The organism is Streptomyces sp. NPDC002403, assembly GCF_053593015.1.
On record NZ_JBSFBQ010000002.1, the window covers coordinates 188,007 to 210,729 of the forward strand.

Below are 22,723 nucleotides of genomic sequence, written 5' to 3' on the forward strand. Positions count from 1 at the left end.
TGTTTCCCGTTATTTGCAATTCAGGTCTGAATGGTGAGATGACGATGGCGGACTTCGATCTGGACCGGCGCACCCCCGCCGGAGCCCTGCAAACCGTCGACCGGGCGCTCCTCGTGCTGCTCGCCTTCGAGCGGACCAGGCCCGACTGGGGCGTCACCGAGGTCGCCGAGGAGTTCGGCTGGGACACCTCGGTGGCCCAGCGGCTGCTCGCCACCCTCGCCGGACGCGGCTTCCTGGTCTCCGACCCGGTCACCCGCCGCTACCGCATCGGCCCGGCCGTGCTGCGCCTGGGCCGGCTCTGGGAGCGCTCCGGATCGCTGGAGCTGCTGGCCGGGCCGGTCCTGGAGGAGCTGCGCCGGGTCACCGGCGACACCGTGCTCTTCTGCCTGCCGGACAGCTTCCACATGCGGTGCGTCGCCGCCGAGGAGGGCGTGGCCGGGCCGCTGCGCTACTACCCCCTGGTCGGCGAGCTCTACCCGGCGCACGCCGGGGCGACCAGCAAGTCGTACTACGCGTACCTTCCCGACGAGCAGCGCCACCGGCTCTTCCGGGGCCGCCCGATGGCCCGGTTCACCGACCGGACGGTCACCGACCCGGACCGGCTGGAGGAGGAGTTCCTCAAGGTCCGCGCCCAGGGGTACGCCTGGACGGTCGGCGAGTACGACACCGGCATCGCGACCGTCGCCGTACCGGTCTTCCTCGGCCGCGAACCGTACGGCAGCCTCAGCCTCGGCGGCGCCGAGGAACTCTTCGCGGGCGCACCGCACGACCGGCTCGACGCGCTGCGCCACGCGGCCCAGCTGCTGGAGAAGAGGCTCACCCACCCTCCGCAGCGCCCGAAACCCCGCACCCGACGCCCCCGTACCGACCGATGACCCGGAAGAGAACCAAGAGGAACGCCATGAATCTGCTGCTGCTCTCCAACTCCACCCAGCACGGCCGGGGTTACCTGGAACACGCCCTCGACACCGTCACCGCGTTCCTGCCCTCCGGCGCCCGGCTGGCCTTCGTCCCCTACGCGCTCGCCGACTACACCGCGTACACCGCGCGCGTCCGCGAGGCCCTCGCGCCGTCCGGGATCACTGTGCGCGGGGTCCACGAGAACGCCGACCCGGTCGCCGAACTCGCCGCTTCCGACGCCGTGTTCATCGGCGGCGGCAACTCCTTCCGGCTGCTGAGCGCCCTCTACCGGACCGGCCTGCGGGACGCCGTGACCGAGGCGGTGCGGGGCGGGCTGCCGTACATGGGGGCCAGCGCCGGTACGAACATGGCGGCGCCCACCCTGCGCACCACCAACGACATGCCCATCGTGCAGCCGCCGTCCTTCGAGACGCTGGGCCTCGTCCCGTTCCAGATCAACCCGCACTACCTGGACCCGGACCCGGCCAGCACCCACAAGGGCGAGACCCGCGAGGAGCGGCTCACCGAGTTCCTGGAGGAGAACGACGTGCCGGTGCTCGGCCTGCGCGAGGGATCGTGGCTGCGGGTCGACGGACGCCAGGCCCGGGTGCAGGGCGCCCGGCCCGCCCGGCTGTTCACCCGCGGCGCGCAGCCGCAGGAGCTCCCGGCGGGCTCGGACGTCTCTCATCTGCTCACGACGACACCGCGGTTCGACGCTCCGGTGCGCTGACCGTCAGCACCAGGTCCGTGTCGACGGGCAGGCCGTCGCCCGGGTGGACGGCCGGGCGGGCACTCGGCGCGTACCCGGTGGCCGACCCGGCCAGCACGAAACTGCCGCCGTGCGGGACGGCCAGCGTGTAGTGGCCGTCCTCGTCCGCCACGGTGAGACCGGCCTGCCGGCCCCGGTGGTCGATCAGCGTGACATTGGCGCGGGCCACCGGGGCGCCGTCCCCGTCCAGCACCCGGCCGCGGAAGCCGTCGGAGCGGGCGACCGGGCGGGAGACCGGGCGGGAGACGGCGGGCGCCGGGGCGTCCTCGTCGCTGCTCGCCAGCAGCGCCGGGCGCATCGCCTCGCGCCGCGACGGCAGGAACGAGGCGAGCACCAGCCCGATCACCACCGCACCCGTCGCGATCAGGAACGAGATGCGGAACCCCTCCATCGAGGGCAGCACGGCCCCGCCGGCGTGCACCGAGGTGTTCGCCAGCACCATGCCGATCACGGCGCTCGACACCGACGTCCCGATCGAGCGCATCAGGGTGTTGAGGCCGTTGGCCGCGCCGGTCTCCGACGGGTCGACGGCCCCGATGATCAGCGCGGGCAGCGAGGAGTAGGCGAGCCCGATGCCGGCGCCGAGCATCACCGCGATCACCACGGTCTGCCAGGCGGCGCTCATCAGCCCGAGCCCGGCCCCGTAGCCGATCGCGATGATCAGCATGCCGAGCATCAGCGAGACCTTGGGGCCCCGGCGGGCGGAGAGCCGGGCGTACAGCGGGGCGACGAGCATCATCGTCATGCCGAGCGGAGCCACGCACAGCCCGGCGACCACCATCGACTGCCCGAGCCCGTACCCCGTCGAGGCCGGCAGCTGGAGCAGTTGCGGCAGGACCAGCGAGACGGCGTAGAAGGCGACCCCGACCATGATCGAGGAGAGGTTGGTGAGCAGCACCTCGCGCCGGGCCGTGGTCCGCAGATCGACCAGCGGGGCCGGGCTGCGCAGTTCGAACAGGCCCCACAGAACGAGGATCACCAGCGCGGCGGCGATCAGCCCGAGCGTGCTGCCCGAGGTCCAGCCCCAGTCGCTGCCCTTGGTGATCGGCAGCAGCAGGCAGACCAGTCCGAGCGAGAGCCCCAGCGCGCCGGCCACGTCGAACCGGCCGGGGGCGCGCAGCGTGGTCTCCGGGACGACCAGGACGGTGAGCGCCATCGACAGCACGCCGAGCCCGGCCGCGCCGAAGAACAGGGTGTGCCAGTCGGAGTGCTGGGCGACCAGCGCGGAGGCGGGCAGCGCCAGTCCGCCGCCGACCCCGATCGAGGAGCTCATCAGCGCCATCGCCGAGCCGAGCCGCTCGCGCGGCAGTTCGTCGCGCATGATGCCGATGCCCAGCGGGATGGCGCCCATGGCGAAGCCCTGGAGCGCACGCCCCACGATCATGACGACGAGCGCGTCGGTGAAGGCACATATCAAGGAGCCGACCACCATCACGGCGAGGCTGGCGAGCAGCATCCTCCGCTTGCCGTGGAGGTCGCCGAGCCGCCCCATGATCGGGGTGGAGACGGCTCCCGCGAGGAGTGTCGCGGTCATCACCCAGGTGGCGTTCGACGGGTCGGTGTGCAGTAGGGCGGGCAGGTCCTTGATGACGGGGACGAGCAGGGTCTGCATCACCGCGACGGTGATGCCCGCGAAGGCGAGCACGGGGACGACACCGCCGCCCGCCCTGCGCGGCCGCGGATCGGGGAGTTCCCCGGCGTGCTGTCCGTTCGTCGTCTCTGGCATGCGTGCGGCCTCCGGGCGGCGTGATCGAGGGTCTGAAGAGGCATGCGGGTGCGGCGGGCGGGCAGCGCCGACCGCCAACTGCGTGCAGGCTGAAACCTTCCCGGTGTCCGCGGTATTCCGGTGAACGAGGTGCGAACGGGGGCACGACGGCGTACTCGGATCGGCGCGTGCGGAGATCCGGTCAGTATCTGACCTTCCGTCAGAATGGAACGTGTTCTACTCTTGCGCCGTTCCAGTGGCTGCGACCGGCGAGGATCCGCATGGGCATCGGAATCACCGAAGAACACAGCGAGTTGGCGCAGGCCGTACGAGGCTGGCTGGCGCGCGCCGTACCGCCGCAGGAGATCCGCAAGCTGCTCGACGCGGACGCCCCACATGCCCCCGGCGTACGCCCCGGGTACTGGGACGGGCTCGCGGAACAGGGCCTGCTCGCCGTCCATCTGCCCGAGGAACACGGGGGCGGCGGCGGCCGGCTCCTCGATCTGGCCGTGGTCCTCGAAGAGGCGGGCCGGGCCGCGCTCCCCGGCCCGTACCTGGCGAGCTCCCTCGCCTCCGCCGTGCTGCACGCGGCGGGGTCGCACGAGCTGGTGCGCGGGCTCGCGGACGGTACGCGCATCGGCGCCGTCGCCCTCGGCCCCGGCACCCTCACCGCCGTCGAGAGCGAGGACGGTCATCTGCTCGACGGCACCGCACCGCCCGTCCTCTCCGGCGCCGACGCCGACCTCCTCCTCCTGCCCGCCGAATCGGCCACCGGCACCCTCTGGTTCGCCGTCGACGCCGCCACCGACGGGCTGACCGCCCGCCCGCACCACGGCGCCGACCCGACCCGGCCCACCGCCCGGGTCCAGGCCGACGGGGTGCTCGTTCCCGCCGCCCGGCTCGTACGGACCGACACCACGCGCGTCCGCGACCTCGCCGCCGCGCTCCTGGCCGCGGAAGCCTGCGGAACCGCGGCCAGGGCGCTGCACACCGCCGCCGAACACGCCAAGGTCCGCGAACAGTTCGGCCGCCCCATCGGGCAGTTCCAGGGCATCAAGCACCTCTGCGCCGACATGCTCGTACGCGTCGAGCGGGCCCGTGCGCTGACGTGGGACGCGGCCCGCGCCGCCGACGGGGGGACGGACCCGGACGTACGGTCCATGGTCGCCGCCCTCGCCGCGTCGGAGGCCCTCGACGCCGCGTACGGCTGCGCCAAGGACTGCATCCAGATCCTCGGCGGCATCGGCTTCACCTGGGAGCACGACGCCCATCTGTATCTGCGCCGGGCCCTGGTGGCCCGGCAGCTGCTGGGGACCGGCGACACCCACCGGCTGCGGGCCGTCCGGCTGGCCGAGGGCGGGGCGCGCCGAGGGCTCGCCCTCGAACTCCCCGCCGGGGCCGCCGCCCACCGGGCCGCCGCGCGCGAGGCCGTCGCCGCCGCCCGCGGCCTCGACCCCAAGGCCGCCCGTCGCGCCCTCGCGCCGACCGGCTACGCCGCCCCCTACCTCCCCGCCCCCTACGGCCTGGGTGCCGGCCCCGTACAACAACTGGTCATCCAGCAGGAGTTGGCGGAGCAGGGAGTGAAGCTGAGCGATCTCGGGATCGCCACCTGGGTGGTGCCCTCGCTCATCGCCCACGGCACAGCCGAGCAGCAGGAGCGCTATCTGCTGCCCACCCTGCGCGGCGAACTCCTGTGGTGCCAGCTGTTCTCGGAGCCCGGTGCGGGGTCCGACCTCGCCTCGCTGCGCACGAAGGCCGAGCGGACCGAGGAGGGCTGGCGGATCAACGGCCAGAAGGTGTGGACGAGCGCCGCCCAGTGGGCCGACCACGGGATCCTGCTCGCCAGGACCGACCCGGACGCCCCCAAGCACGAGGGGATCGGCTACTTCCTCGTCGACATGAAGAACACCCCGGGCATCGACATCCGGCCGCTGAAGGAGATCACCGGCGACCGCCTCTTCAACGAGGTGTACTTCGACGACGTCCTGCTGCCCGCCGACGCCGTCGTGGGCGAGCCCGACGGCGGCTGGCTGGTCGCCCGCAACACCCTGGGCAACGAACGCGTCCACATGGCCGACCAGATGACCTTCGACACCGGTCTGGAGGCGCTGATCGCCCGCTCCGGCGAACTCGACGGCGCCTGCCGGGCCCGCATCGGCGCACTGGCCGCCGAGGCCCACGCCCTCGGCTGCATCGGACTGCGGACCACGATGCGGCAGGTCTCCGGTCTCGAACCCGGAGCGGGAGCCTCCGTCCGCAAGCTCGTCCAGACCACCCACCAGCAGAAGGTCGCCGAACTCGCCCTCGAACTCCTCGGCCCGGCGGGCGCGGCCGGCGAGGGACCGGCGGGGCGGGCCCTGCACGGCTTCCTGATGTCCCGCTGCCTGACCATCGCGGGCGGCACCACCCAGGTTCAGCTCAATGTCGTCGCCGAGCGCCTCCTCGGCCTCCCGCGCGATTGAAGGGACTTGCCATGAAGCCCACCCAGCACGCGAAGCCCATGAAGCTCATGAAGGCGTACGTCGTCGGTGTCGGGATGACGAAGTTCGAGAAGCCCGAGACACGCGACTGGCAGTACTGGGACATGGTGAAGGAGGCCGGCACGGCCGCGCTCGCCGATGCCTCCCTCGCGTACGGGCAGATCCAGCAGGCCGTCGTCGGCTACTGCTTCCAGCCCTCCACCGCCGGCCAGCGCGCGGTGTACGGACTCGGCCTGACCGGGATCCCCGTCTACAACGTCAACAACAACTGCGCCACCGGCTCCACCGCCCTGATGATGGCCCGGCAGTTCGTCGAGGGCGGCGGCAGCGACTGCGTCCTCGCGCTCGGCTTCGAGAAGATGGCGCGCGGCTCCCTCGGCGGCGGTGGCGCGGACGGCGGTGCGGCCGACTTCAAGACCTCGCCCGTGGCCCGGCACTACGGGATCATGGCCGCCGCCCACGGCTTCGAAATGAGCCCGCCCACCGCCCAGATCTTCGGCAACGCGGCCCGCGAGCACATGGAGCGGTACGGGACGACCGAGGCACAGCTCGCCGCCGTCGGTGCCAAGAACCACCGCCACTCGGTGAACAACCCGTACGCCCAGTTCCAGGACCCGTACACGGTCGAGGAGATACTCGCCGCGAAGACCGTCCACAGCCCGCTGACCAAGCTCCAGTGCTCACCCACCTCCGACGGAGCGGCCGCCGCCGTCGTCGTGTCGGAGCGCTTCGTCGAGCGCCACGGTCTGGGCGACCGGGCGGTGGAGATCGTCGCCCAGGCCATGACCACCGACACCGGCGACTCCTTCGCCTCGGGAACCTGCATCGACGCGGTGGGCCTGCCGATGTCGCGGGCCGCCGCCCGGCAGGTCTACGAGGCCTCGGGGCTCTCGGCCGCCGACCTGGACGTCATCGAACTGCACGACTGCTTCTCCATCAACGAACTCCTCACCTACGAGGCGCTCGGGCTGTGCGGCGAGGGCGAGTCCGGGAAGCTCGTCGAGTCCGGCGCCACCACGTACGGCGGCCGCTGGGTGGTCAACCCGTCCGGCGGGCTGATCTCCAAGGGGCACCCGCTCGGCGCCACCGGAATCGCCCAGACCGCCGAACTGACCTGGCAGCTGCGGGGCGAGGCGGGGAACAGGCAGGTGAAGGACGCCCGGGTCGGCCTGGCCCACAACATCGGGCTCGGCGGAGCCGCGGTGGTGACACTGCTGCGCCGGTAGGCCCGAATACCGATGTACGGGGCGCGGCACGGGTGCGAGTATGACGGGCATGCCCGACGTCAAGACACCCGTGCCGCCGCTGGAGCGGACCCCTACCCGCACCTGGGCGGCGGTGCTCGCCGCCTGCGTCGGCCAGTTCCTCGTCGTGCTCGACGTGTCCGTCGTCAACGTCGCCCTGCCGTCGATGCGTTCCGACCTCGGGATGAGCGCGGCAGGACTCCAGTGGGTGCTCAACGCCTACGCGATCGCCTTCGCCGGATTCATGCTGCTCGGCGGACGCGCCGCTGACATATACGGCCGCAAGCGGATGTTCCTCATAGGTCTCGGCCTGTTCACGGCCGCCTCCCTGGCCGGCGGGCTCGCCCAGGAGGGCTGGCAGCTGCTCGCCGCCCGCGCCGCGCAGGGACTCGGCGCCGCCGTGCTCGCCCCCGCCACCCTGACCCTGCTCACCACCGCCGTCCCCGAGGGGCCGGCCAGGGCGAAGGCGATCGGCACCTGGATGGCCGTCGGCGCGGGCGGCGGTGCGGCCGGCGGGCTGATCGGCGGAGTCCTCACCGATCTGCTCTCCTGGCGCTGGGTCCTGCTGATCAATGTGCCCATCGGAGTACTCGTCCTGGCCGGTGCCGCCGTCCGGCTCGTGGAGGGCCGGACCGCCGAGCGGCGGCGGATCGACCTCCCCGGCGCGGTCCTCGTCACGGTGGGTCTCGCCTGCGTCGCCTACGGCATCGTGCAGACCGAGGTGTCGGGATGGACCGCGACGGCGACCCTGGCGCCGCTGCTCGGCGGGGTGGCCCTGCTGGGCGTCTTCGTGGCGGTGGAGGCCCGGACGGCGGAGCCGCTGATGCCGCTCCGGGTGCTCGGGGCGCGGGCGGTGGCGTCGGCCAACGCGGCGATGTTCGTGATCGGTTCGGCGACGTTCTCGATGTGGTACTTCATGACCGTGTACGCCCAGGCCGTGCTGGGCTACACCCCGCTGGAGGCCGGACTCGCCCTGATGCCCACATCGTTGGCCGTCGTGCTCGGCTCGAAGTGCGCGCCCCGGGTGATGGCCGTGACCGGCACGAAGAACCTGGCGCTCATCGGCACGGCGATCGGCGCGGCCGGCTTCGGCTGGCAGTCCACGATGGGCGCCGACGGTTCGTACCTCACCTCGGTCTGCCTGCCCGGCGTCCTGATGATGGCCGGTACGGGGCTGGCGTCCACCCCGCTCGCCTCGCTGGCCCTCACCGGCGCAGCCCCGGGCGAGGCCGGTCTGGTCTCCGGTCTCGTCAACACCTCCCGCACGATGGGTGGTGCGCTCGGTCTCGCCGTGCTCTCCACCGTCGCGGCGGCACGCACCGCGGGCGGCACCGGCCCGCAGGCGCTCACGGCCGGGTACGCCCTCGCCTTCCGGACGGCCGGTACGGTCCTGATCGGCGGGCTGCTGCTGATGGCGCTCTGGCTGCCCCGCCACCGGTCGGACCGGCGCTGAGGCGCAGGGACGCCGGGACCGCAGGCGTCTACAGCCACCCCTGCTGCCGGGCCGCCCGCACCGCCTCCATCCGGTTGCGCGTACCCGTCTTGCCGATCGCCGACGACAGGTAGTTGCGCACCGTCGACTCGGACAGATGCAGTTTCGCCGCGATGTCGGCGACCGTCGCCCCGTCCACCGAGGCGTTCAGCGCGTCCCGCTCCCGCGCGGTCAGCGGGCTCGGCCCGGCGCTGAGCGCGGCGGCGGCCAGCGCCGGGTCGATCACCGTCTCGCCCGCGAGCACCCGCCGGATCGCGGTGGCCAGTTCCTCGACGGGACCGTCCTTGACCAGGAACCCCGCCGCCCCGGCCTCCATCGCCCGGCGCAGATAGCCGGGGCGGCCGAAGGTGGTGAGGATCAGCACCCGGCAGTCCGGCACCTCCTCGCGCAGATCGGCGGCGGCGTCCAGCCCGCTGCGGCCCGGGAGCTCGATGTCCAGCAGCGCCACATCGGGACGGGACACCAGCGCGGCGGCCACGATCCCGTCCCCGGCGGCCACCTGCGCCACGACCTCGATGTCCGGCTCAAGACCGAGCAGCAGGGCCAGCGCACCGCGCATCATGCCCTGGTCCTCGGCGAGCAGGACCCGTACGGACTTGTTCGGCCGGTGATCCTGCGGCATCTCGTTCACGGAGAACAGACTAGGGCGCGCGGTGCGCCATGGAGCGTCGTCCCCGCCCCGCTACGGCCTCTGCCGGCATTCCCTGCCGATCGACGACCTGATGGGCGCCAGCTCCAGGTCGACCGTCCTGGCCTCGGCGCCGGTCATGATGAGGGTCGGCTCCGTGCGGGGGAGCGCTTGGACGAACCGGATGCGCAAGCAGGTCGGCGGGTGCCCGCTGCCCGACGCGTCGCCCCGAAGTTCCGAAAGACGGAGCCGACGCGCTCGCTCGGTGTCCGGGACCGACGCGAGGTAGCCGCACAGCATCTCCCACAGGTCGCCGCCGCGTCGGGAGAGTCGCTCCAGGGCGAGGAGGGCCGGCTCCTCCAGCAGCAGGGCCCGCAACAGGCTCTCCGCGGAGTCGGCGGTAGCGATCCGGGCGGCCGTCCGGTCCGCCCGGTAAGCCTGGTCGACGCAGTGACCGTCCAGCCTGCGCAGCAGTGCGTGGAGGAGGTGCGCGCCCTGGGCGAGCAGCCCCAGCAGCGGACGGGCGAGCATCTCGCCCACATGGGCGATGTTGCTCGCCTGCCGACCGCCCGTGACGGAGTGGCGCGCGTCGGGACCCCGGTCCGAACGCGCGGGATCGGGCCGGAGAAGGCTCTCCCAGCCCGCGAGCGACTCCAGGGCCGACCGGATCCAGCGGGCGCGCGGCCCTGTTTCGGTTGCCGCGTGGGCGAGTTCACGGCCGAGCAGGGCGATCCGCTGATCCGGAGCGAGGGCCTCCCAGAGCGGCAGGCCCAGGACGAGCACCCGGCGGCGACGCATTCCGACGGCTTCCCAGTGGGCCCCGTACCGCGCGTCGAAGGCGATCAAGTCGGGTGGCCGGGTGACGAGTTCGCCGCTGATCCGCTCGACGATCGCGTGCAGCGCGGGTGCGGTGGCGCGGTCGACGGTGTGATTGGGCAGCCGTGCGGGGCGGGGAAACAGCATCACGGCGGCCAGCAGCTCGACGGCGCCCAGGATCCGCTGCGGGAGGGTGCCGGTGATCAGCAGCCACACCCCGGTGGCCACCAGAGCCGCGGTGGCCAGATTGACGGCGGTGGCGAGTGCGAGTGCGCCGTACACGGCGGCACCCGGGGGCGAGGTGTCCGGTCCGTGCGCTGCCATCCGGTGGAACGCGCGTTCGTGGCGGGCCAGTTCGCGGGCCCTGCCCTTCGGGATGCCGACGGGTCCGATCGGATCGACGTTCCAGTCGCAGGCCGCGCACCAGGTGCTGAACCGGTCGTCCGGTGTCGTCAGCACCGCGTCGCACCGGGGGCATATGACGTCCGAGTCGTCCTTCACAAGGTGCGATCATGCACCGCTCCCGGCTCCGGCGACAGTCGCGGTCCTCGATCCTTACCCGCTCATGACCCCGGCATCCGGGCCGGACGGTGATCCCGCGGCGTCCCGGTGTCCTCGTCCGCCGGGCCCGGCCCGTCCACCGGGAGTTCCGCCGTGACCACGAAGCCGCCTGCCGGCCCCGGGCCCGCCCGGAGGCTGCCTCCCGACGCGGCCAGGCGCTCGGTGAGCCCGGTCAGCCCGGTGCCGCCGATACCGGGCGTGGCCGGGGCGTCCGGATCGGGGCCGCTGCCGTCGTCGGCGACGGTCAGCCGGACCCGTTCGGCCGTGCCTTCGAGCACGAACGAGCAGGTGGTCGCGTGGGAGTGGCGTACGACATTGGTGACGGCCTCCCGCACCACCCAGCCCAGCAGCGCCTCCGTCTGCGGGGCGAGCGGTGGTCCCGAGCGGCGGAGCACCGGCTCTATGCCGGCGGCGGTCAGCGCGGACCGGGCCCGGTCGAGCTCGGTGGCCAGGCTGCCCTCCCGGTAGCCGGTGACGGCCTCACGGATCTCGGTGAGGGCCTGACGGCCGACGGACTCGATGTCGGCGACCTGGGTGAGCGCCGCGTCCATGTCGCGCGGCGCGAGACGGCGCGCGGCCTCCGACTTGACCACGATCACGGAGAGGGTGTGGCCCAGCAGGTCGTGCAGGTCGCGGGAGAAGCGCAGCCGCTCCTTCTCGACGGCGGTGCGGGCCAGCTCCTGGCGGGTGGCGCGCAGCTCCGTCACGGTCTCCGCGAGGGTGAGGATCGCGGCGGTCACCGCGCCCGAGATGAAGGTGCCGTAACCGATCGTCCACGGGTCCGAGCCGCCGTTGCCGCGCCACACCGCCACGAGGGTCGCGACCCCGGCGAGCCCCAGCACCCCGAGCGCCAGCTGCCGTTCGCGCAGGATGGTGCCGCAGGCCAGCGAGAGCAGCGGGAAGAACAGCAGCCAGCTCCCGCCGTAGCCGATCGCCAGCGCGAAGGTGACGGCCGCCATCGCGGCGAGCAGCCAGTACGACACCGGGCTCTCGCGCTTCTTCCTGTCGAAGCCGCGGAACACCACCGAGACGTAGAGGGAGTTGAAGGTGAACAGCCCGAGACCGCCGAGCCAGGGATTGGGTGCCTCGCCCTGGAAGAGATTGGAGAAGGCGCCCATGCCCATCAGCAGCCAGGGCAGCAGGGTGTACGGTCCCGGCGGGCCGGGGCGCCGCTCCTCGCCTTTCGCGCGCCGGCGCCGCCACGGGCGCGGCCGCCCGTCCGCACACGCATCCGTCGGGTTTCCGGCCATGTTCCCTCCTGTCACACGGTCCTCGCGGACCGACGGTACGAGATCACGGCGTACGTACCGAACAGCAGGAGCCATCCGCACAGCACCGCGACCGTGCCGGCGCCGGGCGCGTGGCCCTCGGTGGTGGCCCAGCCCAGGTCGGCGAACCGGTTGGCCGGGGTGAACCTGCCGATGGAGCGCAGCCACTCGGGCAGCAGCTCCAGCGGGAACCACAGCCCGCCGACGATCGCGAAACCCATCAGACAGGCCACGTTGACCACCCCGGTGCCCTGCGGGGTGAGCCGGTAGCCGTTGCCGAGGCCGAGCAGGGTGAACGGCAGCGCGCCGATCCACAGCAGCAGCGCCAGCGCGATCCACTGCCAGGCGTCCAGCCGCACCCCGTTGAGCAGCCCGCCGGCCAGCAGCACCGTGAGGATCGTCGGCAGCACCGTCACCGAACCGCTGATCGCGCGGCCCACGACCGCCCGCGAAGGGGCGAGCGGGGTGACCCGCAGCTGCTCCAGCCAGCCGAGCGTCTTGTCGGAGGCGACCCCCGTACCGATCGACATCGCGGAGCCCAGCGCCCCGTACGCGGCCATGCCGACCATCGAGGCGGTCTTCCAGCCGTCGACGTCCCCGCCGCCCCCGATGTTGGTGAAGAGCAGGTACATGATCACCGGCATCCCGGTCCCGAAGATCAGGAAGAAGCCGTCGCGCAGGGTCCGGCGGGTTTCGAGCACGATGTAGCGGAACATCAGACGTTCTCCCTCTCGGATTCGGTTACGGGTGCCGTGGCGGCCGGTGCCGTGAGGGAGAGGAACGCGTCCTCCAGCGTGGCCCGGGAGACCTGGAGGCCGCGGATCGCGTCGAGGCGGGCCAGCTCGCGGACGGTGGCGTCCGAGTCGTCGGTGCGCAGCAGCGCCCGGTCCCCGGACACCTCGACGGCGACCACGCCGGGCAGCAGCTCCAGCCCCTCGGTCGGCCCGCCCGCCAGGTCGAAGGAGACGAGGCTGCTGCCGGCCGAGCTCCTGATCGCGTCGCCGGTGCCGTCCGCGACGATCCGGCCCCGGTCGACGACGACGATCCGGTCGGCGTTCTCGTCGGCCTCCTCCAGATAGTGGGTGGAGAACAGGACGGTGTTGCCGCGCCGGGCGTAGGCCCGCATCGACTCCCAGAACGCGCGGCGCGCCTCCACGTCCAGGGCGGCGGTCGGTTCGTCCAGCACGATCAGCTCCGGATTGCCGGCCAGCGCGACGGCGAAGCGGACCCGCTGGGTCTGGCCGCCGGAGAGCTTGTCGACGCGCCGGTTCGCGTACGTGCTCACGCCCGCGAGGGAGAGCGCCTCGGACACCGGCATCGGCTTCGGATAGGTCGAGGCGACGAAGGCGATCAGCTCGCGGACGGTGACCCGCTGGATCGGCTGCCCGTCCTGGAGCATGGCGCCGACCAGTCCGTCCAGCACCGCGCGCTCGGCACTGCGGTCCAGCACCCGCACCGTGCCGGAGTCCGGCCGGTCCAGGCCCAGCAGAAGCCGGATGGTGGTGGACTTGCCCGCGCCGTTGCGGCCGAGCAGGGCGACGGTCTCGCCGCGGCCGATGGACAGATCGATCCCGTCCACGGCCCGCACGGCGCTGCCCGCCCGGCCGAAGGTCTTGACCGCCCCGGTGAGGACCACCGCGGCTCCGCTCCCCGTTGTCTGCTTCATGGACATGACGCTACGGAGGCCGCCGGGGTCCCCGGCAGATGTGTGTGTACGGACTTCGCCATGACATATGTCATGGCCGGGCGCCGCCCCACGGATGAATCTGACGCCACGTCAGCAGTGGTCTTCCCAACTGCTGGACGCTGCGTTATACATGGGTTCATCGGCTAGAACGCGTTCTAGAACGGGCGCGGCGGCCGGTCCCGCGCGACCTCGGTGCGGCCGACGGTGCGGACGGCCGCGCCGAGGTCTTCCCACCATCAAGGAGCAGCTCTCCCATGCCCATTGATGCCGAAAAGGCTCTCGCCGCCGAACCCCGCTCCACCCGGATCGGCTGGGACCACAAGGACGTACAGCTCTACCACCTCGGGATCGGCGCCGGCTTCGACCCCGACCGTGCCGACGCCGCCGTGGACCCCCACGAGCTGCGCTACACACTGGAGTCCCGGCTCCATGTGCTGCCCTCCTTCGCCACCGTCGCGGGCGCGGGCATGGGAGTCGTCGGCGGACTCTCCTCGCCCGGCATCGACATCGACCTCGCCGCCGTCCTGCACGGCGGGCAGAGCGTACGGGTGCACCGGCCGATCCCGGTCCGGGGCAGCGCCGTACAGACCTCGAAGGTCGCCGCGGTGTACGACAAGGGCAAGGCGGCCGTGCTGGTGCTGCGCACCGAGGCCGCCGACGAGGAGGGCCCGCTGTGGACCAACGACGCCCAGATCTACGTCCGGGGCGAGGGCGGCTTCGGCGGTGAACGCGGCCCGTCCGAGCGCGTCGCGTATCCCGAGGTCGCCCCGGACCACATCGTGCGGCGGCCCGTCCGCCCGGACCAGGCGCTGCTGTACCGCCTCTCCGGGGACTGGAACCCGCTGCACGCCGACCCCGAGTTCGCCGCGCTCGCCGGCTTCGACCGGCCGATCCTGCACGGACTGTGCACCTACGGCATCACGCTCAAGGCCGTCACCGACACGGTCCTCGGCGGCGACGTGACCCGTATCCGCTCCTACCGCACCCGTTTCACCGGGATCGTCTTCCCCGGCGAGACCCTCCGCATCGAGATGTGGACCGCCGAGAACCAGGTGCGGGTCGAGGTGAGGGCCGTGGAGCGGGACGACGCCATGGTCCTCGGCGACACCTTCGTCGAGCACTCCTGACCCGAGCCGGACCGACTCCACGAGGATCCGCAGGCCCACGTTCCACACGCCCATGAGGGGAGCCGCACCATGCGCGCAGCCGTACTGCACGAGATAGGCCAGGACAAACTGGAGGTCCTCGACGACGTCGAGGCGGTGGGCTTCGGCCCCGGCAAGGTCAGGCTCCGCATCAGGGCCACCGGACTGTGCCACTCCGACGTCTCGGCGATGAACGGGGTGCTGCCGCAGCCCGCCCCGTTCATCCCGGGCCACGAGGGCGCCGGCGAGGTCCTGGACGTCGGCGACGGCGTCACCGGGCTGAGCGCGGGGGACCGGGTACTGGTCTGCTGGCTGCCCGCCTGCGGGGCGTGTCCGTCCTGCAAACGAGGCCAGACCCAGCTCTGCCTGGCCGGCTTCATGAACGCCGGCACCCCCAACTTCAAGCGCCCCGGCGGCGATGTGTTCGGCTTCGCGGGCACCGGCACCTTCACCGAGGAGGTCGTCGTCGGTGCCGGCTGCGCGGTGCCGATCCCCGACGACGTACCGTTCGAGATCGCCGCGCTGATCGGATGCGGGGTGACCACCGGACTCGGCGCGGCCATCAACACCGCGCGGGTGGAGGCGGGTTCGTCGGTCGCCGTGATCGGCTGCGGCGGGGTCGGCATCTCCACGATCCAGGGCGCCAGGGTGCAGGGCGCCGCCCAGATCGTGGCCGTGGACCCGGTCGCCTCCCGGCGCGAGGCGGCACTGCGCTTCGGCGCGACCGAGGCGGTGTCGCCCGACGAGTTCGCCGACGCCAAGCAGCGGATCACCGCGGGCGAGGGCTTCGACTACGTCTTCGAGGTCGTCGGCAAGTCGGCCACCGCGCGCACCGCGTACGAGAACACCCGGCGCGGCGGCACCCTGTGCGTCGTCGGCGCGGGCGCGATGGACGACAACTTCCAGGTCAACATGTTCGAGCTGTTCTTCGACGAGAAGCGGATCCTGCCCTCCATGTACGGGGGAGGCGATGTGCTCCGCTCGTACGAACGGGCCATCGCGCTCTGGCGGGCCGGCCGGATCGACCTCGAATCGATGATCACCCACCGGGTGCGGCTCGAAGGGATCAACGACGCGCTCGACCAGATGCGGACCGGCGAGTCGCTGCGCACCTGCGTCGAGCTCTGACCACCGCCCGCCCCTCCCGAGAGGACTGGAGAGATTCCGATGTCACTTCCCCTGGACGGCATGTCCGCGATCGTCACGGGCGCGGGCCGCGGCCTCGGACGCGCCGAAGCGCTGGAACTGGCGGGGCTGGGCGCGGCCGTGGTCGTCAACGACTACGGGCAGCCGGGCCGCGACGGCTCCGGCGAGGCGTCCGCGACGCCCGCCGAGGAGGTCGCCGAGGAGATCCGGGCCGCGGGCGGCCGGGCGGTCGCGCACCTCGGCGACGTCTCCGACCACGAGCAGGCCCGCGCCCTGGTGGAACTGGCCGTCGACACCTACGGAAAGCTCGACATCCTGGTCAACAACGCGGGCATCCTGCGCGACCGGATGATCTTCTCGATGACCGAGGACGAGTGGGACTCCGTCATCAGGGTCCATCTCAAGGGCCACTTCAACACCACGCACTTCGCCGCCGCGCACTGGCGCACCCGCTCCAAGGCGTCCGGCGGCCCGGTCCACGGCCGGATCATCAACACCTCCTCGGAGGCGTTCCTGGCCGGTTCGGCGGGCCAGCCGAACTACGCGGCGGCCAAGGGCGGCATCGTCGGCCTCACCACCTCCACGGCCCTGGCCCTGGCCCGGTACGGAGTCACCGCCAACGTCATCTGCCCGCGGGCCCGTACCCGGATGACCGAGGACGTCTTCGCGGGCTTCCAGGAACCGACGGACGGCGGGCTCGACGCGCTCGCCCCCGAACACGTCGCGCCACTGGTCGGCTATCTGGCCTCCCCGGCCGCCGCCAAGGTCAACGGGCAGCTGCTCGTCGTGCACGGCGGGATGGTCGCGATCGTCGAACGACCCAGGGTCGCGGCCAAGTTCGACTCCTCGAAGGAGACGTTCTCCTTCGGCGAGCTGGACGAGCTGATCTCGCCGTACTACGAGGACCGCCCGCCGAACGAGACCTTCGCCGCGGCGGAGGTGCTCGGCCTGAAACGGGGCTGACGAGGGAGACGGGGGAACGGGTGGGCCCCGGCAGCCGTCTTCGGCCGCCGGGGCCCACCCGTCCCTCGTTGCTGTTCCGCGTGGTCAGGCCGCCCGGCCGTCCCCCTCGGAGGGGCGGCGGTGGCGGCCGTGCGGCTGTGCGGACGTGTCGTCCACCGACTCGCCCCCTCGGTGCTTTCCGGAGCCGCCGGCTTCGGCCCGGTCTGCGTCCGCCGGACGCGTCTGGGTCGTGTCGGTTCGGGCTTCAGACATGTGGGAAGTCACCCCGTCGTGATCGCTTACGTGTGTGTCACCAGGCCGATCACGTCAACCGCAACACGGCGCGGTCGCCGTGGGTGACCGCCGGATACGGCTGCGTGGCCCGGGCCCAGATTTTAACCAGGCACCCTGCGTCCCGTGAGAGGCGCCTGCCCCAGTGGAATCGGCTTGCACACGGGTAGAGGCGCGGCGGCGGCGGACGGTTGCATACCGCTTTCCGCGCCGGGTTCCGCCGGCGGCCGCACACCGTACCCGTGGTCCGCCGGTGCCTCCAGCAGGGCCACGCCGCACGCCACGTTCCCGGCGGCGTACGGAAGTCTGAGCACGCCGTCCCGGGTCCACACCCCGCGGCCGGCCTGCCACCCCTGGGGGGCGGCGAGTTGATGCAGTCGGCGCCCGGCCGGGCGCCACACCCCGACCCAGCTGCCCGCCGCCCCGTCGATCCGCAGCGCCACCGCGCAGCTCTCCGGCGTCAGCACCTGGCCCGGCTGCACGGCGAACGGCGTCACCGCCACATCGGCCGGGCGCAGGCACTCCGGGAAGCGCACCGGCAGACAGCTGCCGAGCACGCCCCAGCCCAGCCGGTCGTGTCCCGGCGCGTCCGAGCGGATCAGCAGCAGCCCGCTGTCCGGGTCGGCGAGCAGCAGCCGGTCGTTGCTGTCCGGGGCGATCTGCAGCAGCGGCGTCACCTCGCCGCCCCGCTCCAGGTCCACGGCGACCGCCTTGACCGGGCCGCCGCCCGGCATCTCCCGGTCCAGGGCCAGCATCCGGCCCGCCCGGTCCAGCCAGACGCCGCCGGAGCAGCGCCCCGCGACCTCCGCGACCGGCTCAGGGCCGTGGACGCCGCCCGCCACCAGCCAGACGGAGGTGGAGTGCGCACCGGCCGACAACGCGTACGCGCTCGCACCGTCCGGCGTGGGCGGCAGCAGGGTCAGCTCCGCGCATTCGACGGCGCCGAGGGGGAGTTCACCGGTTCCGGGGCCGGTCGGATAGAGCAGCGACACCGCGTGCCGGTCCGCGACCCGGCGCCGGATCAGCACCCGCCCGTCGGCCAGCGGCAGCACCTCGGAGTCCGGCTCCTCCGGCTGGTCGAGGGGGAGCGGCACGGCGTACGGCTCGGGCCCGTCGAGCGTCCAGCGCTCCACGAACCACGCCCCGCCGGCCCCGTCCGCCGCCACTTCCGCGAACGCGAGCCGGGCCGCGTACGAACCGTCCGCGGCGAGCGTGAACGCGGGCGTGGCCGGGGCCGCCCCGAGTGGCGCGCCGCCTCCGTCCGCTCCGTCCGGCGGGTCGTCCGGCGCGCCGGACGCCTTCGGCCCGCTGTCGTCCGGGGCCGCGTCCCCGTGGTCCTCGGCGGCTCCGGTCGCGCCTACGGTTCCGTTCTCGATGGCACAGACAGTCATGGACTGGTCACCTCCGGCAACCGAAGGTAGTTTTCGCACTTCCAGCCGGACAACGCGAGACCTGTCACTTCACACATAAGGGTGGCGATGCCGGTGTTCGCCTGAGAAGGAGGGGGTGGCTGTGCTGGGCGTGAGGCGAATGAGTAAGGTTAGGCAGCCCTAAGCGTTATTGGTGTGTTCGTTACCACTGGAGCAAGTGATGTCCCTTCGTCGCCGCGGCACCGCCGCAGTCGGCCTGGCGGTGGCTGCCGCCCTTTCCCTCTCGGCCTGCGGGAGCGACGACGGGGGCTCGGGCGGCTCGGCCAAGTCCGAGGGCGGCGACAAGAAGGCGGCCGTCGCCACGGGCGGCAAGGACTTCGGCGACGCCGCGAAGAAGACGGCGGAGTACGGGACGGACGCCAAGGCCGGCCAGTTCCCCCGCACCCTCACCCACGCCATGGGCAAGACGGAGATCAAGTCCGCCCCCAAGCGCGTCGTCGTGCTGGACGTCGGCGAGTTCGACAACGTCGTGTCGCTGGGCGTGAAGCCGGTCGGTTACGCCCCCTCCGAGGGCGACGCCGCGATTCCCTCGTACCTGAAGAAGGACGCGGGCAACCCCAAGAACGTCGGCACGATCAACAACCTCAACCTCGAGGCGATCGCCGGTCTGAAGCCCGACCTGATCCTCGGCAGCCAGCTGCGCGCCGCCGACAAGTACGACGCGCTCTCCAAGATCGCGCCGACCGTGTTCTCCATCCGTCCGGGCTTCACCTGGAAGGAGAACTACCTCCTCAACGCCGCCGCGCTGGACAGGACGGCCGAGGCGAAGAGCGAGCTCGGCGCCTACGAGGCCAGGGCGAAGAAGCTCGGCGAGGACATCGGCCCGGACAAGCCGACCATCTCCATGGTCCGCTACCTGCCGGACCGCATCCGCCTCTACGCCAAGGCCTCCTTCATCGGCACCATCCTCGACGACGCCGGTCTGCCGCGGCCCAAGAACCAGCAGATCGACGACCTCGCCGCGGAGATCAGCCCGGAGAAGATCGACGAGGCCGACGCCGACTGGATCTTCACCGGTGTCTACGGCGACGTGAAGGCCACCAAGCGGGACACCACCCAGGCCAACCCGCTCTGGAAGAACCTGAAGGCCGTCAAGGAGGGCCGGGCCAAGGACGTCTCCGACGAGACCTGGTACCTCGGCCTCGGCGTGACGGCGGCGAACCTGGTCCTCGACGACCTCCGCGCCGACCTCGTGAAGTAACGACCTCCGTGCGGACCGTGGCGGTCCGCACGGACCGCCACAGCCATGGGCGACGGGGCACGGAGGGCAGGTAGCCTTTCCTTGTGCCCCGTCTGTCTGATGTCCTCGCCGAGCTCGACGCTCTCTGGCCGCCCGAACGGGCCGAAGGCTGGGACGCGGTCGGTACCGTCTGCGGGGACCCCGGCACCGTCGTCGACCGGGTGCTCCTCGCCGTCGACCCCGTCCACGAGATCGTCGACGAGGCGATCCGGCTCGGCGCCCAGCTGATCGTGACCCACCACCCGCTCTATCTGCGGGGGACGACGACGGTCGCGGCCGACACCTTCAAGGGCCGGGTCGTGCACACCCTCATCAAGCACGACATCGCGCTGCACGTCGCCCACACCAACGCCGACACCGCCGACCCGGGCGTCTCCGACGCCCTGGCCGGCGCGCTCGACCTGCGCGTCGAGGGCCCGCTCGTACCGGACCCGTCGGACCCCGAGGGCCGACGCGGCCTCGGCCGGATCTGCGTGCTCGACCACCCCGAGACCCTGTCCGACTTCGCCGCCCGCGCGGCCGCCCGGCTGCCCGCCACCGCGCAGGGCATCCGGCTCGCCGGCGACCCGTCGGCGACCGTGCGCACCGTCGCCGTCAGCGGCGGCTCCGGCGACAGCCTCTTCGACGCGGTGCGCGCCGCGGGCGTCGACGCCTTCCTCACCGCCGACCTGCGCCACCACCCGGCCTCCGAGGCCATCCAGCACTCCCCGCTCGGCCTGATCGACGCCGCGCACTGGGCCACCGAGTGGCCCTGGTGCGAACAGGCCGCGACGCAGCTCGACGCGATTTCCGACCGCCACGGATGGGACCTGCGGGTCCATGTCTCGAAGCAGGTCACCGACCCCTGGACCACCACCACCCACCACTCTTCTGGAGCCCCCAACTGAACGCCGCGCCCGCCGACCAGATCCGACTCCTCGACGTCCAGGCCCTCGACGTACGCCTGTCGCAGCTCGCCCACCGGCGCAAGTCGCTGCCCGAGCACGCCGAGATCGAGTCGCTCACCAGCGACCTCGCGCAACTGCGCGACCTGCTGGTCGCCTCGCAGACCGAGGAGAGCGACACCGCCCGCGAGCAGACCAAGGCGGAGCAGGACGTCGACCAGGTGCGCCAGCGCGCCGCCCGCGACCAGCAGCGCCTCGACTCCGGCGCGGTCACCTCGCCGAAGGACCTGGAGAGCCTCCAGCGCGAGATCGCCTCGCTGGCCAGGCGCCAGGGCGACCTGGAGGACGTCGTCCTCGAAGTGATGGAGCGCCGCGAGTCCGCCCAGGAGCGCGTCACCGAGCTGTCCGACCGGGTCTCCGCCGTCCAGGCCAAGACCGACGACGCGACCGCCCGCCGTGACGCCGCGACCAAGGAGCTCGACGAGGAGGCCGCGAGCGTCACCAAGGAGCGCGAGGTCGTCGCCGGTTCCGTCCCCGCCGACCTGCTGAAGCTGTACGACAAGCTCCGCGTCCAGCAGGGCGGGGTCGGCGCCGCCCGCCTCTACCAGCGCCGCTGCGAGGGCTGCCGCCTCGAACTGAACATCACCGAGGTCAACGACGTGAAGGCGGCGTCCCCGGACACCGTCCTGCGCTGCGAGAACTGCCGCCGCATCCTGGTCCGTACGGCGGAGTCGGGCCTGTAATGACCCAGCCGCGCCAGTTCGTCATCGAGGCCGACGGCGGATCCCGGGGCAACCCCGGACCCGCCGGCTACGGAGCGGTCGTCATCGACCCGGTGACGGGGGAGACCCTCGCCGAGGCCGCCGAGTACATCGGCGTCGCGACGAACAACGTCGCCGAGTACAAGGGCCTCATCGCGGGCCTGAAGGCGGCGAAGGCGCTGGTACCGGACGCCTCGGCGGACGGCGCGGTCCAGGTGCGGGTCCGGATGGACTCCAAGCTGGTCGTGGAACAGATGTCGGGCCGCTGGAAGATCAAGCACCCCGACATGAAGCCGCTCGCGGCGGAGGCCGCCAGGATCCTGCCCGCCTCCGCCGTCACGTACGAGTGGATCCCGCGCGAGAAGAACAAGCACGCCGACCGGCTCGCCAACGAGGCGATGGACGCGGGCAAGCGCGGCAAGCAGTGGGAGCCGTCGGCGTCCACCGCCGCCCTCGACACCCCCCGGCCCTCGACCACCGCGGATCTCCCCCCGGTGTCGGGTCCGCCCGGCGACGCGGCGGCGGGCGCCGCCAAGGCCCGCGCGGCCCTGGCCTCCCGGCCGGCGGCGGCCTCCCCGGCGGCCCCCCAGGTCGGCTGGGGCGCGGCGCCGGATCTCGGGGCGCCCGCCACCTTCGTACTGCTCCGGCACGGCGAGACGGCCCTCACCCCCGAGAAGCGGTTCTCGGGCAGCGGCGGCAGCGATCCCGAACTCTCGGCGGCCGGCCGCCACCAGGCCGAACGCATCGCGCAGTCGCTGGCCGCCCGCGGCACGATCGAGGAGATCGTCAGCTCCCCGCTGCGCCGCTGCCGCGAAACGGCGGCCGCCGTGGCGGCCCGGCTCGGCCTGGAGGTCCGGATCGAGGACGGCCTGCGCGAGACGGACTTCGGCGCCTGGGAGGGCCTGACCTTCGCCGAGGTACGTGAGCGCCACGGCTCCGACCTGGACGCCTGGCTGGCCTCCGCGAAGGCGGCCCCCACCGGCGGCGGCGAGAGCTTCGCCGAGGTCGCCCGCCGGGTGTCGGCCACCCGTGACCGCCTCACCACCCGCTACGCGGGCCGCACGGTCCTCCTGGTCACGCATGTGACCCCGATCAAGACCCTGATCCGGCTGGCACTCGGCGCCCCGCCGGAAGCCATGTTCCGGATGGAACTCTCGGCGGCCTCGGTCTCGGCGGTGGCGTACTACGCGGACGGGAACGCGTCGGTGCGACTGCTGAACGACACGTCGCACCTGCGGTGAGGCGGGGGCGGCGGAGCGTCGCCCACTGGGGCGGAGCAGCGGAGCGCCTTCCGGTTCGGCGGGGCAGCGGACCGGCGCCGGTGGTGCGGAGCT

20 protein-coding genes are annotated in these 22,723 nt (G+C 72.6%); 12 read left to right on the plus strand and 8 right to left on the minus strand.

Annotation, left to right across the window (positions count from 1 at the left end; all coding sequences use genetic code 11):
• The first annotated feature begins 44 nt into the window (after positions 1-44).
• Together ACWCPY_RS03355 and pepE are read left to right on the plus strand one after the other, a co-directional pair.
• Complete coding sequence (locus tag ACWCPY_RS03355) at positions 45-875, plus strand: IclR family transcriptional regulator (RefSeq protein ID WP_451262619.1); 831 nt, start codon at positions 45-47, stop codon at positions 873-875.
• 26 nt (positions 876-901) lie between these two features.
• Positions 902-1,630, plus strand: a complete 729-nt coding sequence (gene pepE, locus ACWCPY_RS03360; protein ID WP_451262620.1) for a dipeptidase PepE — start codon at positions 902-904, stop codon at positions 1,628-1,630.
• Here pepE and ACWCPY_RS03365 read toward each other — a convergent pair.
• Positions 1,593-3,395, minus strand: coding sequence for an MFS transporter (locus ACWCPY_RS03365; RefSeq protein ID WP_451262622.1), 1,803 nt, complete (start codon positions 3,393-3,395; stop codon positions 1,593-1,595). The two genes, pepE and ACWCPY_RS03365, sit on opposite strands and share 38 nt — an antisense overlap.
• A gap of 260 nt (positions 3,396-3,655) precedes the next feature.
• Here ACWCPY_RS03365 and ACWCPY_RS03370 point away from each other — a divergent pair, with 260 nt between their 5' ends.
• Genes ACWCPY_RS03370 through ACWCPY_RS03380 form a run of 3 tightly spaced genes read left to right on the plus strand, consistent with a single transcriptional unit; the run spans position 3,656 to position 8,551 of the window.
• Positions 3,656-5,836, plus strand: coding sequence for an acyl-CoA dehydrogenase (locus ACWCPY_RS03370; RefSeq protein WP_451262623.1), 2,181 nt, complete (start codon positions 3,656-3,658; stop codon positions 5,834-5,836).
• A 47-nt stretch (positions 5,837-5,883) separates the two neighbouring features.
• Entirely contained in the window at positions 5,884-7,080 is a 1,197-nt protein-coding gene (locus ACWCPY_RS03375) for a lipid-transfer protein (protein WP_451262816.1), read from the plus strand.
• 40 nt (positions 7,081-7,120) lie between these two features.
• Positions 7,121-8,551: an MFS transporter gene (locus tag ACWCPY_RS03380; protein WP_451262624.1), complete on the plus strand. Its 1,431-nt coding sequence runs from the start codon at positions 7,121-7,123 to the stop codon at positions 8,549-8,551.
• 28 nt (positions 8,552-8,579) lie between these two features.
• On the opposite strand, the gene ACWCPY_RS03385 is transcribed toward ACWCPY_RS03380, so the two are convergent.
• The 5 genes from ACWCPY_RS03385 to ACWCPY_RS03405 form a co-directional block, all read right to left on the minus strand.
• Positions 8,580-9,212 (minus strand): response regulator, encoded by a 633-nt coding sequence (locus tag ACWCPY_RS03385; RefSeq protein WP_451262817.1) that lies wholly within the window; start codon positions 9,210-9,212, stop codon positions 8,580-8,582.
• A 60-nt stretch (positions 9,213-9,272) separates the two neighbouring features.
• The gene (locus ACWCPY_RS03390; protein ID WP_451262625.1) at positions 9,273-10,535 is read right to left on the minus strand and encodes a hypothetical protein; all 1,263 of its coding nucleotides are present in this window, start codon (positions 10,533-10,535) and stop codon (positions 9,273-9,275) included.
• A 62-nt stretch (positions 10,536-10,597) separates the two neighbouring features.
• Complete coding sequence (locus tag ACWCPY_RS03395) at positions 10,598-11,845, minus strand: sensor histidine kinase (protein WP_451262626.1); 1,248 nt, start codon at positions 11,843-11,845, stop codon at positions 10,598-10,600.
• 11 nt (positions 11,846-11,856) lie between these two features.
• Positions 11,857-12,579 (minus strand): ABC transporter permease, encoded by a 723-nt coding sequence (locus tag ACWCPY_RS03400; protein ID WP_451262627.1) that lies wholly within the window; start codon positions 12,577-12,579, stop codon positions 11,857-11,859.
• The gene (locus tag ACWCPY_RS03405; RefSeq protein ID WP_451262628.1) at positions 12,579-13,529 is read right to left on the minus strand and encodes an ABC transporter ATP-binding protein; all 951 of its coding nucleotides are present in this window, start codon (positions 13,527-13,529) and stop codon (positions 12,579-12,581) included. The genes ACWCPY_RS03400 and ACWCPY_RS03405 overlap by 1 nt, the downstream gene beginning before the upstream one ends.
• Positions 13,530-13,804: 275 nt before the next feature.
• Here ACWCPY_RS03405 and ACWCPY_RS03410 point away from each other — a divergent pair, with 275 nt between their 5' ends.
• The 3 genes from ACWCPY_RS03410 (at position 13,805) to ACWCPY_RS03420 (ending at position 16,804) form a co-directional block, all read left to right on the plus strand.
• Positions 13,805-14,677: a MaoC/PaaZ C-terminal domain-containing protein gene (locus ACWCPY_RS03410; RefSeq protein WP_451262629.1), complete on the plus strand. Its 873-nt coding sequence runs from the start codon at positions 13,805-13,807 to the stop codon at positions 14,675-14,677.
• Between the two features lie 69 nt (positions 14,678-14,746).
• Entirely contained in the window at positions 14,747-15,823 is a 1,077-nt protein-coding gene (locus ACWCPY_RS03415) for a Zn-dependent alcohol dehydrogenase (RefSeq protein WP_451262630.1), read from the plus strand.
• Positions 15,824-15,862: 39 nt separating this feature from the next.
• Positions 15,863-16,804, plus strand: a complete 942-nt coding sequence (locus tag ACWCPY_RS03420) for a 3-oxoacyl-ACP reductase (protein ID WP_451262631.1) — start codon at positions 15,863-15,865, stop codon at positions 16,802-16,804.
• Between the two features lie 84 nt (positions 16,805-16,888).
• Here ACWCPY_RS03420 and ACWCPY_RS03425 read toward each other — a convergent pair whose 3' ends face one another.
• Entirely contained in the window at positions 16,889-17,056 is a 168-nt protein-coding gene (locus ACWCPY_RS03425) for a hypothetical protein (RefSeq protein ID WP_451262633.1), read from the minus strand.
• A gap of 122 nt (positions 17,057-17,178) precedes the next feature.
• Positions 17,179-18,465, minus strand: coding sequence for a hypothetical protein (locus tag ACWCPY_RS03430; RefSeq protein ID WP_451262634.1), 1,287 nt, complete (start codon positions 18,463-18,465; stop codon positions 17,179-17,181).
• 199 nt (positions 18,466-18,664) lie between these two features.
• Between ACWCPY_RS03430 and ACWCPY_RS03435 the strand changes: the two genes are divergently transcribed.
• The 4 genes from ACWCPY_RS03435 to ACWCPY_RS03450 all read left to right on the plus strand — a co-directional run bounded on the left by ACWCPY_RS03435 (position 18,665) and on the right by ACWCPY_RS03450 (position 22,630).
• Complete coding sequence (locus ACWCPY_RS03435) at positions 18,665-19,705, plus strand: ABC transporter substrate-binding protein (RefSeq protein ID WP_451262635.1); 1,041 nt, start codon at positions 18,665-18,667, stop codon at positions 19,703-19,705.
• A gap of 83 nt (positions 19,706-19,788) precedes the next feature.
• Positions 19,789-20,631 (plus strand): Nif3-like dinuclear metal center hexameric protein, encoded by an 843-nt coding sequence (locus ACWCPY_RS03440; RefSeq protein ID WP_451262636.1) that lies wholly within the window; start codon positions 19,789-19,791, stop codon positions 20,629-20,631.
• Positions 20,628-21,371 carry a zinc ribbon domain-containing protein gene (locus ACWCPY_RS03445; RefSeq protein ID WP_451262818.1) on the plus strand — a complete coding sequence of 248 codons (744 nt, stop codon included), beginning with the start codon at positions 20,628-20,630 and terminating at the stop codon, positions 21,369-21,371. Before ACWCPY_RS03440 ends, ACWCPY_RS03445 begins: the two co-directional genes overlap by 4 nt.
• On the plus strand, positions 21,371-22,630 hold the full coding sequence (locus ACWCPY_RS03450; protein WP_451262637.1) for a bifunctional RNase H/acid phosphatase: 1,260 nt from the start codon (positions 21,371-21,373) through the stop codon (positions 22,628-22,630). The genes ACWCPY_RS03445 and ACWCPY_RS03450 overlap by 1 nt, the downstream gene beginning before the upstream one ends.
• Positions 22,631-22,723 lie beyond the last annotated feature (93 nt).